This window comes from Pseudomonas sp. CFBP13509 (assembly GCF_005233485.1).
In the GTDB taxonomy this organism is placed as follows: Bacteria; Pseudomonadota; Gammaproteobacteria; order Pseudomonadales; family Pseudomonadaceae; genus Aquipseudomonas; species Aquipseudomonas marginalis.
Genome location: NZ_QGAA01000003.1, coordinates 54,250 through 68,678 on the forward strand (window position 1 = coordinate 54,250; position 14,429 = coordinate 68,678).

Genomic DNA, 14,429 nt, shown 5'->3' on the forward strand with positions numbered 1-14,429 from the left:
CGCCGCAGGATGCACCCATGTCGATCACGCCCCGCTCCTCCCACCTGTTTGCCGCTTTGTTGATTGCCTTGTTGCTCGCCGCCGGCGGCTTCGGTTACTGGAAGTCCACCCAGGATCGCCTGCCCGAAGGCTTGGGCATGGGCAACGGTCGCCTGGAGTCCACCGAAGTGCAGATCGCCGCCAAGATCCCCGGTCGCCTGGCCGAGGTGCGGGTGGATGAAGGTGACAAGGTGCTCAAGGGCCAGTTGCTGGCGCGCATGGACACCCGCACCCTGGAAGCCCAGCGCGCCCAGGCCGAAGCCGAAGTGCTGCGCGCCAGGGAAAACTTCGCCGCCGCCGAGGCCAATGTGCAACTGCGTCAAAGCGAGCAACTGCTGGCCAACCAGGAACTCAAGCGTACCCAGGAACTGTACAAGCGCGGCTTTGCCAGCAGCCAGTTGATCGACCAGCAACAGGCCCGCCAGAACACCGGCAACGCCGCCGTGATCGCCGCGCAAGCCCAGGTCAATTCGGTAAAGGCCGCCATTGGTGCCGCCCAGGCCCAAGTCGCCCAGTTGACCAGCGAAATCGACGACAGCAGCCTGCGCGCGCCCATCGACGGCATTATCCAGCTGCGCCTGGCCGAGCCCGGCGAGGTCCTCGGTGCCGGCGGACGCGTGCTGTTGCTGATCGATCCCGAGGATCAGTACATGAACCTCTACCTGCCCGCCTCCGTCACCGGCCGCCTGACGGTTGGCAGCGACGCACGCATCCTGCTCGATGCCCTGCCCCAGCAACCGTTGCCGGCCAAGATCAGCTTTGTCGCGGCCAAATCGCAGTTCACCCCCAAGGAAGTCGAAACCCGCGACGAACGCCAAAAACTGGTGTTTCGCGTCAAGCTGCGCCTGACCCAACCCAGCGCCGTGCCCCAGGCCAAACCGGGGATGCCCGGCGCCGGCTACGTGCGCATGGCTGACATCGACTGGCCGGCCAACCTGCAATGACCGGCCTGGCGCTGCACGCCACCGGCATCAACCACCGTTACGGCAAGCAGCAGGCCTTGATCGACATTGCCTTCAGCCTGCCCACCGGCACCCGCTGCGGTCTGATCGGCCCGGATGGGGCCGGCAAGTCGAGCCTGTTGGGATTGATCGCCGGGGTTAAAAAGCTCCAGGACGGCCAACTGGAGGTGCTCGGCGGCTCAATCGCCAACCGTCGTCACCGCAACAGCCTGTACCCACGCATCGCCTTCATGCCCCAGGGCCTGGGCGGCAACCTGTACCCCGAACTGTCCATCCGCGAAAACATCCGCTTCTTCGCCACGCTGTTCGGCCTGTCCAAAGCCGACTGCGACCAGCGCATGCACAACCTGCTGTTGGCCACCGACCTTGCACGCTTTGCCGAGCGCCCGGCCGGCAAGCTCTCCGGCGGCATGAAGCAGAAGCTCGGCCTGTGCTGCGCGCTGATCCACGACCCGGACTTGTTGATCCTCGACGAACCCACCACCGGCGTCGACCCGCTGTCGCGGCGGCGCTTCTGGGAACTGGTCGAGACCGTGCGCAGCGAGCGCCCGCAACTGACGCTGCTGGTGGCCACGGCCTATATGGAGGAGGCCGAGCAATTCGAACATTGCATGATGCTCGACCGTGGCAAGCTGATCGCCGACGGGCTCAGCAGCGAACTGGCGGCAGCGACCCCCAGCGGCAAACTGGATGAGGCCTTCACCCACTTCCAGGGCGACAGCGCCCATGACAACCAACCGCTGGTGATCCCGCCCAGGGAAAACGCCAACACCGATATCGCCATCGAGGCCCACGACCTGACCCTGCGCTTCGGCGACTTCACGGCAGTGAACAAGGTCAGCTTTGCCATCGGCCGTGGCGAAATCTTCGGCTTCCTCGGCTCCAACGGCTGTGGCAAGACCACAACGATGAAAGTCCTCACCGGGCTGATGCCGGCCACCGAAGGCAGCGCCACGCTGCTGGGCAACCCGGTGAATGCCAAGGACCTGGCCACCCGCAAGCGCGTAGGGTTCATGTCGCAAAGCTTCTCGCTGTATGGCGAACTCAGCGTGCGCCAGAACCTGGTGCTGCATGCGCAACTGTTCGATTTGCCCAAGGCCGACAGCGGCCCGCGCATCGATGAGCTGATCCAGCGCTTCGACCTCGGTGAAGTGGCCGAGCAGCCCTCCGGAGAGCTGCCCCTCGGCCTGCGCCAACGCTTGTCATTGGCCGTGGCGGTGCTGCATCGCCCGGAAGTATTGATCCTTGATGAGCCCACCTCGGGCGTCGACCCGGCAGCCCGGGATGATTTCTGGCGACTGTTGATCGAGTTGTCCCGTGAACAAGGGGTAACGATCTTCCTGTCTACCCACTTCATGAATGAAGCCCAGCGCTGCGACCGCATCTCCTTGATGCATGCCGGCAAGGTACTGGCCTGCGACACACCGGATGCACTGCAACGGCAATTCAACGGCGACACCCTGGAAGCCGCGTTCGTCACCTGCCTTGAGCAAGCCCAAGGCGATGCCGAACCCGCCACGTCGGCCAAAACCGTCAGCGAAACCCATGCGCCGCCCATCAGCAAGCGTGGTTTCAGCCTGTCTCGCCTGCTGGCCGTGGCCAGCCGCGAAGGCAAGGAACTGCTGCGCGACAAAGTACGCATGGCCTTCGCCCTGCTCGGTGCGATGTTCATGATGGTGATCTTCGGCTACGGCATTTCCCTGGACGTGGAAAACCTCGCCTTCGCCGTCTACGACCAGGACCAGACGCCACAAAGCCGCGCCTATCTGGAAGCCTTCCGCAGCTCGCGCTACTTCGCCGAGCAGGCGCCGATCCAGGATGCCAATGAATTACACCGACGCCTGCAACGCTCGGAAATCAAACTGGCCCTGGAGATCCCACCCGGCTTTGGTCGCGATCTCTATGCCGGGCGCCAACCCACCGTGGCCGCGTGGCTCGATGGCGGCATGCCGTTTCGTGCGGAAACCAGCCGCAACTATGTGGAGGCGGTGCACCAAGGCAACCTGCAGCAACTGGCCGAACTGAGCAGCCTGCCGCGCAGCGCCCAGGCAGCCGCCAAACTGGAAACCCGTTTTCGCTATAACCAGGACGTGGTCAGCGTGAATGCCATCGGCCCCGGCGTGATGGCACTGATCCTGGCGTTTATCCCGGCGATGCTCACCGCCCTGGGCATCGTGCGCGAGAAAGAACTGGGTTCGATCACCAACTTCTACGCCACACCCCTGACGCGCCTGGAATTCCTGCTCGGTAAACAGGCGCCTTACCTGGCCGTGAGCCTGGTCAACCTGGCGCTGCTGGTGGCGATGAATCGCTGGCTGTTCGGTGTGCCGTTCAAGGGCAGCGGCCTGACGCTGGCATTTGGCGGGCTGCTGTATGTGCTGGCCACCACCAGCATGGGCCTGCTGATTTCCGCGTTCACCCGTACCCAGATCGCGGCGATCCTCGGCACCATGATCATCACCAGCCTGCCAACCATCCAGTTTTCCGGGCTGATCGTGCCACGCTCGTCCCTGGAAGGCGCCGCCGCCTTGATGGGCGCACTGTTTCCGGCCGGGCACTTTTTGGATATTGCCGTGGGCACCTTCACCAAGGCCCTGGATCTGCGCCAGTTGTGGCCGCAATGCCTGGCGCTGTTCGGCTTCTTTATCGGGTTCACCGGGTTGAGCCTGGTCATGCTCAAGAAGCAGGAGGCCTGATGCACAAGCTCGCACACATCTTCCGGCTGGGCATCAAGGAACTCACCAGCCTGCGCCACGACAGCGTCTTGCTGCTGTTTTTGTTCTACGCCTTCACCGTCGCCATCTACATGCCAGCCGCCGGCTCGGTGATCGGCGTGCACAACGCCAGCGTAGCGTTTGTCGATGAAGACCACAGCGCGCTCTCACGGCAGATGGCCGAGGCGCTGCAACCGCCCGAGTTCCAAGCACCGGCACCGTTGGCCTATGACCAGTTGGACAAGGTGATGGACAGCGGCCAGTACACCTTCGTGATCAACGTACCGGCCAACTTCCAGGCCGACCTGTTGGCCGGTCGCCAGCCTGGCGTGCAGGTGAACGTCGATGCCACGGCGATGAGCCAGGCGTTCATGGGCGCGGGCTATATCGGACGGATCTTCCAGCGCGAATTGCTCAACTACAGCGGGCAAACCGACGCCACCCGCCAGGCGCCCGCGCTGCTCACGACCCGAGCACTGTTCAACACCAACCTGGAGGGCGGCTGGTTCCTGGCCGTGATCCAGATCGTCAACAACATCACCATCCTGGCCATCGTGCTCACCGGCACCGCGCTGTTGCGCGAGCGCGAGCACGGCACCCTCGACCACCTGCTGGTACTGCCGCTGACCGCACTGGAAATCATGCTGGCGAAAATCTGGAGCAATATGCTGGTGGTGGTGCTGTGCACCTGGCTATCGCTGGAGGTGGTGGTCAAAGGGCTGCTCGGCGTGCCGCTGGCCGGGTCGCTGGGGTTGTTCCTGTTTGTGACTGCCCTGTATCTGTTTGCCAGTACGGCACTGGGGATCTTCCTCGCCACCCTCGCCCGCTCGACGCCGCAGTTCGGCTTGCTGGCGATTCCGGTGATTATCCCGATGCTGCTGTTGTCAGGCGGCAGCACGCCGCTGGACAGCATGCCCGAGTGGTTGCAGTGGGTGATGCAGGGCTCGCCGTCGACGCACTTTGTGAGCCTGAGCGCAGCGATTTTGTTTCGCGACGCGGGGGTGAGTGTGGTGTGGCCGGACTTGCTGGCGCTGGCGGGGATCGGGCTGTTGTTTTTTGCGGTGGCGTTGGCGCGGTTCAGGAAGAGCCTGGCTTCCTGACGAAGCCCCCGTAGCAGCTGCCGAGCGCAAGCGAGGCTGCGTCGGCCGCGCTGCCGATTCAGGACCGAGTCGCGCCCTACGCAGCCTCGCTTGCGTTCGGCAGCTGCTACGGGGCAGCGCGTTACTGAATGATCAGGTTATTGAACAGCAGATCTTCCACCATGGGCTTGCCCGTCTCGTCGTTCATCACTTGCTGGGTTTGCTTGAGGGCTTCCTGGCGCAGCTTCTCCTTACCGTCGACCGTGCTCATGGCCTCGTTGGTCTGCTGGGTGAACAGCGCGACCAACTGGTTACGGATCAATGCATCGTTGGCCTTGACCGCTTTGGCGGCTTCTTCGCCGGTCACGCGCAGGGCGATGTCGGCCTTGAACACTTTGAGCTTGGCTGTGCCATCCAGGCCGTAGTTACCCACGAACGGTGGGCTCAGGCTGATGTAACTGACCTTCGGCGCCTCGCCTTCTTTGGCTTCTTCGGCCTGGGCTGCCATCGGCAAGGTCAGGGCCAGCATCAATAGGATCCACGCTTTCACAGTTCATTCCTCACATTCGGTTGCCGGGTAGCATAACGCTAGCAAGGCAGAGCACAAGCTTATGGCGACTTATCAGGGCCGAGCATGCTCGTTGACCCGCAGGCCTACCCTCCTACACTTATCGGCCACGACACCAAAAGGAATAGCCCGATGAAAGCTGTGCTGTGCAAAGCCTTCGGCCCCGCCGAAACCCTGGTGCTGGAAGACGTCGCGAGCCCCACGATCAAGAAGAACGAAATCCTGCTCGACGTGCATGCCGCCGGGGTCAACTTCCCCGACACCCTGATCATCGAGGGCAAATACCAGTTCAAGCCGCCCTTCCCGTTCTCGCCGGGTGGCGAGGCATCGGGGGTGGTCAGCGAAGTGGGGGAAAAGGTCAGCCACCTGAAAGTCGGTGACCGGGTCATGGCGCTCACTGGCTGGGGCAGCTTCGCCGAACAGGTCGCGGTGCCAGGCTACAACGTGCTGCCGATCCCGCCGAGCATGGACTTCAACACCGCCGCCGCCTTCAGCATGACCTACGGCACCTCGATGCACGCGCTCAAACAACGCGCCAACCTGCAACCCGGCGAAACCCTGCTGGTCCTCGGCGCTTCCGGCGGCGTGGGCCTGGCCGCCGTGGAAATCGGCAAGGCCATGGGCGCGCGGGTGATCGCCGCCGCGAGCAGCGCCGACAAACTCGCCGTGGCCAAGGCCGCCGGCGCCGATGAGTTGATCAACTACAACGAAGCCAACCTCAAGGACGAGATCAAGCGCCTGACCGACGGCAACGGCGCCGATGTGATCTACGACCCGGTGGGCGGCGACCTGTTTGACCAAGCCATTCGCGCGATTGCCTGGAACGGCCGCCTGCTGGTGGTGGGTTTTGCCAGCGGGCGCATCCCGGAGCTGCCGGTGAACCTGGCGCTGCTCAAGGGCGCAGCGGTGGTCGGGGTGTTCTGGGGCTCGTTCGCCCAGCGCCAGCCCCAGGACAATGCGGCGAACTTCCAGCAACTGTTCACTTGGTACGGTGAGGGCAAGCTCAAGCCGTTGGTGTCGCAGGTGTATCCGCTGGAGCAGGCTGCCCAGGCGATCAATGACCTCGGCCAGCGCAAGGCCGTCGGCAAGGTCGTCGTCCAGACCCGCTAACCGACCTGAAATGCAATCAAATGTGGGAGGGGGCTTGTCCCCTCCCACCTTTGATCTCCTGCGGTCTTAAAATCGATAACGACCCACACTTATCCATTTACGACATGTTCATAAGAGAACATGCAATTGCTCTCATTTCCTGTGTTTGCGCATAAGAGGCAATGCTATTTTCGGTAACGAAACTGTAACATTCGCATCCGCAGTCAAAACAAGAAATCTGGAGCTCTTGAATGTTTGCTTTCTTTCGTCCTGCCGCACACCAGGCGCCCCTGCCTGAAGAAAAAATCGACAGTACCTATCGACGGCTGCGCTGGCAGATCTTCGCCGGTATTTTCTTCGGTTATGCCGGGTACTACCTGCTGCGCAAAAACTTCTCCCTGGCCATGCCCTACCTGATCGACGAGGGTTACACCCGGGGTGAACTGGGCCTGGCGATGTCGGCCATCGCGATTGCCTACGGCCTGTCCAAGTTCCTCATGGGCCTGGTGTCCGACCGCTCCAACCCGCGTTACTTCCTGCCCTTCGGCCTGCTGGTATCGGCCGGGGTAATGTTCATTTTCGGTTTCGCGCCTTGGGCGACGTCCAGCGTGACCATGATGTTCATTTTGCTGTTCATCAACGGCTGGGCCCAGGGCATGGGCTGGCCGCCAAGTGGCCGGACCATGGTGCACTGGTGGTCGCAGAAAGAACGCGGCGGCGTGGTGTCGGTGTGGAACGTGGCGCACAACGTCGGCGGCGGCCTGATCGGCCCGTTGTTCCTGCTGGGCATGGCCTGGTTCAACGACTGGCATGCGGCGTTCTATGTACCGGCCACGGTGGCCTTGGCGGTGGCGGCGTTTGCCTTCATCACCATGCGCGACACCCCGCAATCGGTGGGCCTGCCGCCGATCGAGCAGTACAAGAATGATTACCCGGAAGGCTACGACGCCAGCCACGAAGACGAATTCAGCGCCAAGGAAATCTTCGTCAAGTACGTGCTGCGCAACAAAATGCTCTGGTACATCGCCTTCGCCAACGTGTTCGTCTACCTGCTGCGTTACGGCGTATTGGATTGGGCACCGACCTACCTCAAGGAAGCCAAGCACTTCACGGTGGATAAATCGTCCTGGGCATACTTCTTCTACGAGTGGGCAGGTATTCCGGGCACGCTGTTGTGCGGCTGGATGTCGGACAAGATCTTCCGTGGCAACCGTGGCCTGACCGGCATCGTGTTCATGGCGCTGGTGACCGTGGCGACCCTGGTGTACTGGCTCAACCCGCCGGGCAACCCGATGGTCGACATGATCGCGCTGTTCTCGATCGGCTTTTTGATCTACGGCCCGGTGATGCTGATCGGCCTGCAGGCGCTGGAACTGGCACCGAAGAAAGCCGCCGGTACGGCTGCGGGCTTCACCGGTCTGTTCGGCTACCTGGGCGGTTCGGTGGCAGCCAGTGCGGCCATGGGCTACACCGTGGACCATTTCGGCTGGGACGGTGGTTTCGTGCTGCTGATCGGCGCATGCCTGCTGGCCATCGCGTTCCTGATCCCAACGCTGTGGCACACCAACAGCGTCAGCTCGGCGCGTTAATCGCCTGAGCAATCCTTGGCACAACGCTTGAGCCGCGCCTCCAGATTCTTGTCTGGCATGGCGTGGCTACGCAGGGCGTTGACGGTCTGCTCGACGTAATCGCGAGTAGTGCCGTAACGCCCGCAAGCGCTTTGCAGCACATGGTTCAGCACGATATCCGGCAAGTTGCCGGCGTAGCTGGGCAAGTGCCGCTCCAACACAAACCCCAACGCCTGTACCTGACTGCCATCTTCAAGACGGCAACTGAGCCAGTGCGGCCGGTAGGACGGGTAAGGCATCTCGCGCTGCCACAAGGCGTAAAGCGAAGCCTCCAGTTGATCTTCCGGCAAGCGATAGGCAAAGCCGCTGCACGAGCCTCCGCGATCCAGGCCAAAGACCAGGCCCGGCAACTCCGGCGTGCCCCGATGCTCGTGGGACCACAGGTACAGGCCCCGGTGATAACCGTGGACCCGTGCCCGCACCCGCTCAGTCGACGAACATTCCGGGCGCCAAATCAGCGAACCATACGCAAATAGCCAGACCGGCCCACCCTTGTGCCGGCCCATGGTGGCCTGCATCGAGCTCATTAACTGTTCGTGAGTGAGTTGCGGCCCCAGATCGAGCCGCGGAGGGTAAGCCAATTGCAGAAGATCGGATTCAATGGCGGTCATGGCGAAAAGCGGTACGCCTCCTGTGTGTTACCAGTTGTAAGCAACTTTACCGTAATAAAACGCGCCGCTGTAACCGTACGGCGAAAAAGTGCTATAGGCCAGATTGCCACCACTGCTGGCGAAGGCGTTGACCTTCTCCGGGTATTTATCGGTGACGTTGTCGCCGCCCAGGGTGAAGGTCCAATTCTTCAGCCTGTAGTCCGCCGACAGGTCCAGCACCCAGGCCGCCTTGAAGGTCTGGTCGTTGACCTTGTCCGCCTGGTAGCTGGTGAATTCACCATAGCGCACCAGGTTGCTGTGCAGGGCCCAATGGCCGTAAGTGAAGTCGTTACCCAGGCTCAGCTTGTGCTGCGGCGTGGTATCCCCCAGCAAACCGATGCGCTCGCGGCGGTCCACGCGCACCAGGTTCGCGCCCAGGCTGTCGAGGATGGCCGGGTTGGCCTTCACATCCGTCACCTTGGTGTGGTTGTAGTTGTAGCCCACGGTGCTGTTCCAGCGGATGCCGCTGTCGAACTGATAGCGATAGTTGGCGACCAGGTCGACGCCGTCGGTGCTGGTGTCGGTGGCGTTAGTGAAGTAGCGGGCGGTGGTGTAGTCGATATTGCCGACACCGTTGGCCTGCAAATAGGCGCGGGTCGCCGCGTTTATGCCGAGGTTGGACGACAGGCTGATACGGTCACGGATGTCGATGCGGTACACATCCACCGTCACCGTCAGGTCATCGGCCGGCTCCAGCACCAGCCCAAGGCTGTAGTTGCGCGACTTCTCGGCCTTGAGGTCTTCGGCGCCGAGTAAACGCGCCACCTGGCTGTTGGCCGGGAAGGTGCCGGCTTCCTGGATGGTGCTGCCGATCAACTGCGATGAAGTGTAGGCAAAGTTCTGCTGGGCCAGGGACGGCGCGCGGAAACCGTTGGAAACACTGCCGCGCACGGCCACCTGCGGGGTGAAGTCATAACGGGCCGACAGCGAGCCGCTGACATTCGAGCCAAAATCGCTGTAGTCCTCATGGCGCACCGCCGCCGAGGCACTGAGTTTTTCGGTGAAGTTGGTTTCCAGGTCCAGGTACTGGGCCCAGTTGTGGCGCGTGCTGGTGCCCGCGTCGGCATCACGGAAACCACCCAGTCCGGAACTGCCGGTCTGGAAGTAGGAGGCCGGCTCGCCCGCCTCGATTTCATAACCCTGGTGCAGGTATTCACCGCCAAACGCCACGGACACCGGGTAAGGCAGCCAGCCCACGTCGAACTCGCGGGACAGGTCCAGGCTGACTTGCTTCTGGTCGTTGCTCAGGGTGCCATTGTCGAACTTGCGCGGCGTGGCCAGGCCCAGGGAGGTGTTGATGGTTTCGGTGCTGAGTGCGTACTCGTTCTTGCCATAGTTGGCCGACAGGTCGTAATGCCAGTCGTAGGCCAGCAAACCGCGCAGGCCCACCACCAATGAGGTGTCTTCAAGGTTGCCCTTGATCAGCGGCAGGTAACCGTTGGGGTTGAGCGCCGGGATGTTGTTGGACGCATTACTCGCCCGGTAGAACGCCGCCGTCTCGCCGCGCCGCTTGCTGTAGCCGCCGAAGGTGTAGAACTCGGCCGCATCGTTGAAGGAATATTCGGAGTTGAACTGGAACTTGCCTTCATTGGTGGCCGGCTCACCCTGGCGGAACACCTGCTGGCCGTAAGTGGTAGAGCCAACGCTGCCAGGCCGGAAGTCTTTACCGGCACGGTTGGTGTAATCGTTATCGGCCCCTTCGGCCGACAGGTTGATAAAACCGTTGTCGCCCAGTGCCAGGCCGGTATTGCCGCTGACATTGCGCTGGATACCATCGCCCTTCTTGTATTCGCCGAACTTGGTGGAGATCGAACCGCCATGGTCGGCGTGCTTGAGGATCACGTTGATCACCCCGGCAATCGCATCCGAGCCGTAGCGGGCGGAAGCACCGTCGCGCAGCACTTCGATATGGTCCACCGCCGACAGCGGGATCGCGTTCAGGTCCGCCGGTGCCGACCCACGGCCCACCGCACCGCCCAGGTTGACGAAGGCACTGGTGTGGCGGCGCTTGCCGTTGACCAGCACCAGCACCTGATCGGGTGACAGGCCGCGCAACTGCGCAGGGCGCACCAGTTCGGCACCATCCACCAGGCTTGGGCGCGGGAAGTTGATCGACGGAATCAGGCGCGCCAGCACCGCCCCCAACTCATCAGAGCCCGTGCTGCGCAGGCTATCGCCGGAAATCACATCGATCGGAGACAGCGAAGCACTGGCGGTACGCTCCTGGGCGCGGGTGCCGGTGACGATCACGGTGTCGAGTTTGGGTGCATCGGTGGCGGGCGCTTCGGCCGCCAGGACAGGATTGAAGCCCACAGCGGCCAGCAAATTAGCCGACAAAATCGCTGTGTACAGCGCGTGTTGCGTGTAGCTCCCCATACCGCTCCCCTTTGAATCAAGAATCAGAACGTCAGTGTTCTGAGTTCGCAAGATCGATCCGGCTGGCGGGCGGTGGCGGTCAGTTAATGGTTATTGGAAGAAAATCGGTAGTCCGTTGAGATATAGCTTAAAGATATTTATGTAACAAATTAAATACCTTTAAAGCATAAGCGAATGCATAAGCCCGACGCCCTTTCGTCAGGATTGCACAGGGCAATCCGGCTACTTTCAGCCCCGGTTCAGCCTGGGAGCACGCCAAGCCGTCAAACTGGCGCGCACGTTCACGACCCACCTAGCCGCCCATCAAACCGCCTATCGAGGTCGCACCCATGAAGAAATTTCGACTGCCTGGCCTGCTGTTCCTGGCCCAGGCCACCACCGCACTGGCTGGCGAAACACCGCCTGCCGAGGACGACAAAGGCTTCTGGTACGCGCAGACCAGCGTCTATACCCGGCACTTCGCGCCGGACAAAGACCACAACAACAACCAGGACCTGATCGGCCTGGAGCGCAATGAGGCATCAGGATTGGTGTATGGCGGGGCGACGTTTCGCAACTCGTTCAGCCAGCGCTCCTACTACGTCTACGCAGGCAAGCGCTATGAGATAACCGACTCTGCGGTGTACCTGAAGGTCACAGGCGGGGCGATCCAGGGCTATCGCGGCAAATACCGTGACAAGATCCCCCTGAACCGTTTCGGCGTGGCGCCGGTGATCATCCCGTCGGTAGGCACCCATTACGGGCCGGTGGCAGCGGAACTGGTGCTGCTGGGGTTCAATGCGGCAATGGTCACGACCGGAGTGCGATTCTGAGCGAGCGCAAGCCCCGCTCCACAGTTCGGTTGCGTCAGGGCCGCGGGGCGTAGGCGAATACGTCGGCGCGCATCTGGTGCGCATCCATGCCGGCATCGACCAGTGCATCCAGCGTGCCGTAGATCATCGCCGGTGAACCGCTGGCGTAGACATGCACCGCCTTGAGGTCAGCAATGTCTTCGCACACCGCTTCATGCAGCAGGCCGCAGCGCCCTTCCCAACCACACAGGTCGCTGACCACCTTGTGCAGGAACAGGTTGGGCAGTTGCAGCCATTGGTCCCAGTGCTCGATCTCGTAGAAATCTTCCGGGCGACGCACGCCCCAGTACAGGTGCACCGGGTGCTTGAAGCCGGACGCGCGGCAATGCTCGATCAGGCTGTGCATCTGCGCCATGCCGGTCCCGGCGGCGATCAGCACCAATGGCCCGTCCGGCAGTTCGGCCAGGTGGGTGTCGCCAAAGGGCAGCTCGATGCGCGCCATCTGGTTGCGCTGCAATTGCTCCAGCAAGTTGCGCGCGCTGTCCTCGCGGGCCAGTACATGCAGTTCCAGCTCGCGACCGGCGTGGGGCGCCGACGCCAGGGAAAATGCCGACTTCTCGCCATTCTCCCGCTCGATCATCAGGTATTGCCCGGCGTGGTAACGCACCGCCTTGCCCGCCGGGGCCCGCAGGCGCACGCGCCACACATCGCCGCCCACTTCCACGCACTCGCTCAATTGGCACGACAACTTGCGCAACGGCAACTCTCCCGGCGCCAGCACGCCATCCCACAACACAATGCAATCTTCCAGCGGCTCGGCGATGCAGGTGTAGAACTCGCCATGGTCGCGCACTTCACCGGCTTGCTGCACCCGGCCCTCCACCAGCAGTGCGGCGCACACGTGGCACACGCCATTGCGACACGCCTGGGGGCATTCGTAGCCCAGGCGGCGCGCGCCTTCGAGGATTCGCTCGCCGGGGACCAGCTCCAGCACGGCGCCGGAAGGTTGCAGGGTTACACGCATCAATCTATTCCCAATTCTTTCCAAATCGCATCGACACGTGCCGTGACGGCCTCATCCTTGACGATCACCCGGCCCCACTCGCGGGTCGTTTCACCCGGCCATTTGTGGGTAGCGTCCAGGCCCATCTTCGAGCCCAGCCCCGACACCGGCGACGCGAAGTCGAGGTAGTCGATCGGCGTGTTATCGATCATCACCGTGTCGCGCTTGGGGTCCATGCGCGTGGTGATGGCCCAGATCACATCGTTCCAGTCCCGGGCATTGATGTCGTCGTCGGTGACGATAACGAACTTGGTGTACATGAACTGTCGCAAAAACGACCACACACCCAGCATGACCCGCTTGGCATGGCCGGGATACGACTTCTTCATGGTCACGATGGCCATGCGATACGAACAGCCTTCCGGCGGCAGGTAGAAGTCGGTGATTTCCGGGAATTGCTTCTGCAGGATCGGCACGAACACTTCGTTCAGCGCCACCCCCAGAATCGCCGGCTCATCTGGCGGCCGACCGGTGTAGGTGCTGTGGTAGATCGGTTTGATCCGATGGGTGATGCGCTCCACGGTGAACACCGGGAAGCTGTCGACTTCGTTGTAATAGCCGGTGTGGTCGCCGTACGGGCCTTCATCGGCCATCTCGCCTGGATGAATCACGCCTTCGAGGATGATTTCAGCGGTGGCCGGCACTTGCAGGTCGTTGCCACGGCACTTCACCAGCTCGGTGCGGTTGCCACGCAATAACCCGGCGAAGGCGTATTCGGACAGGCTGTCGGGCACCGGGGTCACGGCGCCGAGGATGGTCGCAGGGTCGGCGCCCAGGGCCACGGAGACCGGGAACGGCTTGCCGGGATGCTTCTCGCACCATTCACGGAAGTCCAAGGCACCGCCACGGTGGCTCAGCCAACGCATGATCACCTTGTTGCGGCCGATCACTTGCTGGCGGTAGATCCCCAGGTTCTGGCGGTCCTTGTTCGGGCCCTTGGTGACGGTCAGGCCCCAGGTGATCAGCGGGCCGACGTCGCCGGGCCAGCAGGTTTGCACGGGGAGCATGGCGAGGTCGACGTCATCCCCTTCGATGACCACTTCCTGGCACACCGCGTCCTTGACCACCTTGGGTGCCATGGCAATGATCTTGCGGAAGATCGGCAGCTTCGACCAGGCATCCTTCAAGCCCTTGGGCGGCTCGGGTTCCTTGAGGAACGCCAGCAGCTTGCCGATCTCGCGCAATTCGCTGACCGCCTCGGCGCCCATGCCAAAGGCCACACGCTCGGGAGTACCGAACAGGTTGCCGAGCACCGGTATGTCAAAACCGGTCGGGTTCTCGAACAGCAGCGCCGGGCCCTTGTTACGCAAGGTGCGGTCGCAAATCTCAGTCATTTCCAGCACCGGTGAAATCGGCATCTGGATACGTTTCAACTCTCCGCGCTGCTCAAGTTGCTGCACGAAATCCCGAAGATCCTTGAATTTCATTAACCATGCCACCCGTAAAATAGGCGTACATCCTACCTGCTCT

At 62.3% G+C, this 14,429-nt stretch carries 11 protein-coding genes; 6 read left to right on the forward strand and 5 right to left on the reverse strand.

The annotated features are described in order from the left end of the window. The first annotated feature begins 17 nt into the window (after positions 1-17). From PspCFBP13509_RS06125 to PspCFBP13509_RS06135, 3 genes are read left to right on the forward strand one after another with little or no spacing between them, the layout of a single operon-like run. Positions 18-983 (forward strand): HlyD family secretion protein, encoded by a 966-nt coding sequence (locus PspCFBP13509_RS06125; RefSeq protein WP_027608372.1) that lies wholly within the window; start codon positions 18-20, stop codon positions 981-983. Further along, positions 980-3,697: a ribosome-associated ATPase/putative transporter RbbA gene (rbbA, locus tag PspCFBP13509_RS06130; protein WP_137211701.1), complete on the forward strand. Its 2,718-nt coding sequence runs from the start codon at positions 980-982 to the stop codon at positions 3,695-3,697. The genes PspCFBP13509_RS06125 and rbbA overlap by 4 nt, the downstream gene beginning before the upstream one ends. Next, entirely contained in the window at positions 3,697-4,815 is a 1,119-nt protein-coding gene (locus tag PspCFBP13509_RS06135; RefSeq protein ID WP_065926649.1) for an ABC transporter permease, read from the forward strand. Before rbbA ends, PspCFBP13509_RS06135 begins: the two co-directional genes overlap by 1 nt. Positions 4,816-4,936: 121 nt before the next feature. On the opposite strand, the gene PspCFBP13509_RS06140 is transcribed toward PspCFBP13509_RS06135, so the two are convergent. Continuing rightward, positions 4,937-5,344 carry a flagellar basal body-associated protein FliL gene (locus PspCFBP13509_RS06140; RefSeq protein WP_027608369.1) on the reverse strand — a complete coding sequence of 136 codons (408 nt, stop codon included), beginning with the start codon at positions 5,342-5,344 and terminating at the stop codon, positions 4,937-4,939. Positions 5,345-5,494: 150 nt separating this feature from the next. On the opposite strand from PspCFBP13509_RS06140, the gene PspCFBP13509_RS06145 reads away from it, so the two are divergent. Together PspCFBP13509_RS06145 and glpT are read left to right on the forward strand one after the other, a co-directional pair. Next, positions 5,495-6,472: an NADPH:quinone oxidoreductase family protein gene (locus tag PspCFBP13509_RS06145; protein ID WP_137211702.1), complete on the forward strand. Its 978-nt coding sequence runs from the start codon at positions 5,495-5,497 to the stop codon at positions 6,470-6,472. Between the two features lie 230 nt (positions 6,473-6,702). Further along, entirely contained in the window at positions 6,703-8,040 is a 1,338-nt protein-coding gene (glpT, locus tag PspCFBP13509_RS06150; protein ID WP_065926651.1) for a glycerol-3-phosphate transporter, read from the forward strand. On the opposite strand, the gene PspCFBP13509_RS06155 is transcribed toward glpT, so the two are convergent. Both PspCFBP13509_RS06155 and PspCFBP13509_RS06160 read right to left on the reverse strand, forming a co-directional pair. After that, entirely contained in the window at positions 8,037-8,690 is a 654-nt protein-coding gene (locus PspCFBP13509_RS06155) for a gamma-glutamylcyclotransferase (RefSeq protein WP_065926652.1), read from the reverse strand. The genes glpT and PspCFBP13509_RS06155 overlap by 4 nt on opposite strands. Before the next feature lie 27 nt (positions 8,691-8,717). After that, positions 8,718-11,105: a TonB-dependent receptor plug domain-containing protein gene (locus PspCFBP13509_RS06160; protein ID WP_065926653.1), complete on the reverse strand. Its 2,388-nt coding sequence runs from the start codon at positions 11,103-11,105 to the stop codon at positions 8,718-8,720. Positions 11,106-11,434: 329 nt separating this feature from the next. Between PspCFBP13509_RS06160 and PspCFBP13509_RS06165 the strand changes: the two genes are divergently transcribed. Further along, on the forward strand, positions 11,435-11,917 hold the full coding sequence (locus tag PspCFBP13509_RS06165; RefSeq protein WP_065926654.1) for a sn-glycerol-3-phosphate transporter: 483 nt from the start codon (positions 11,435-11,437) through the stop codon (positions 11,915-11,917). 34 nt (positions 11,918-11,951) lie between these two features. Here PspCFBP13509_RS06165 and PspCFBP13509_RS06170 read toward each other — a convergent pair whose 3' ends face one another. After that, positions 11,952-12,920 carry a CDP-6-deoxy-delta-3,4-glucoseen reductase gene (locus tag PspCFBP13509_RS06170; protein WP_074847944.1) on the reverse strand — a complete coding sequence of 323 codons (969 nt, stop codon included), beginning with the start codon at positions 12,918-12,920 and terminating at the stop codon, positions 11,952-11,954. Next, positions 12,920-14,386, reverse strand: a complete 1,467-nt coding sequence (ubiD, locus tag PspCFBP13509_RS06175; protein ID WP_027608362.1) for a 4-hydroxy-3-polyprenylbenzoate decarboxylase — start codon at positions 14,384-14,386, stop codon at positions 12,920-12,922. The genes PspCFBP13509_RS06170 and ubiD overlap by 1 nt, the downstream gene beginning before the upstream one ends. Positions 14,387-14,429: the final 43 nt, after the last annotated feature.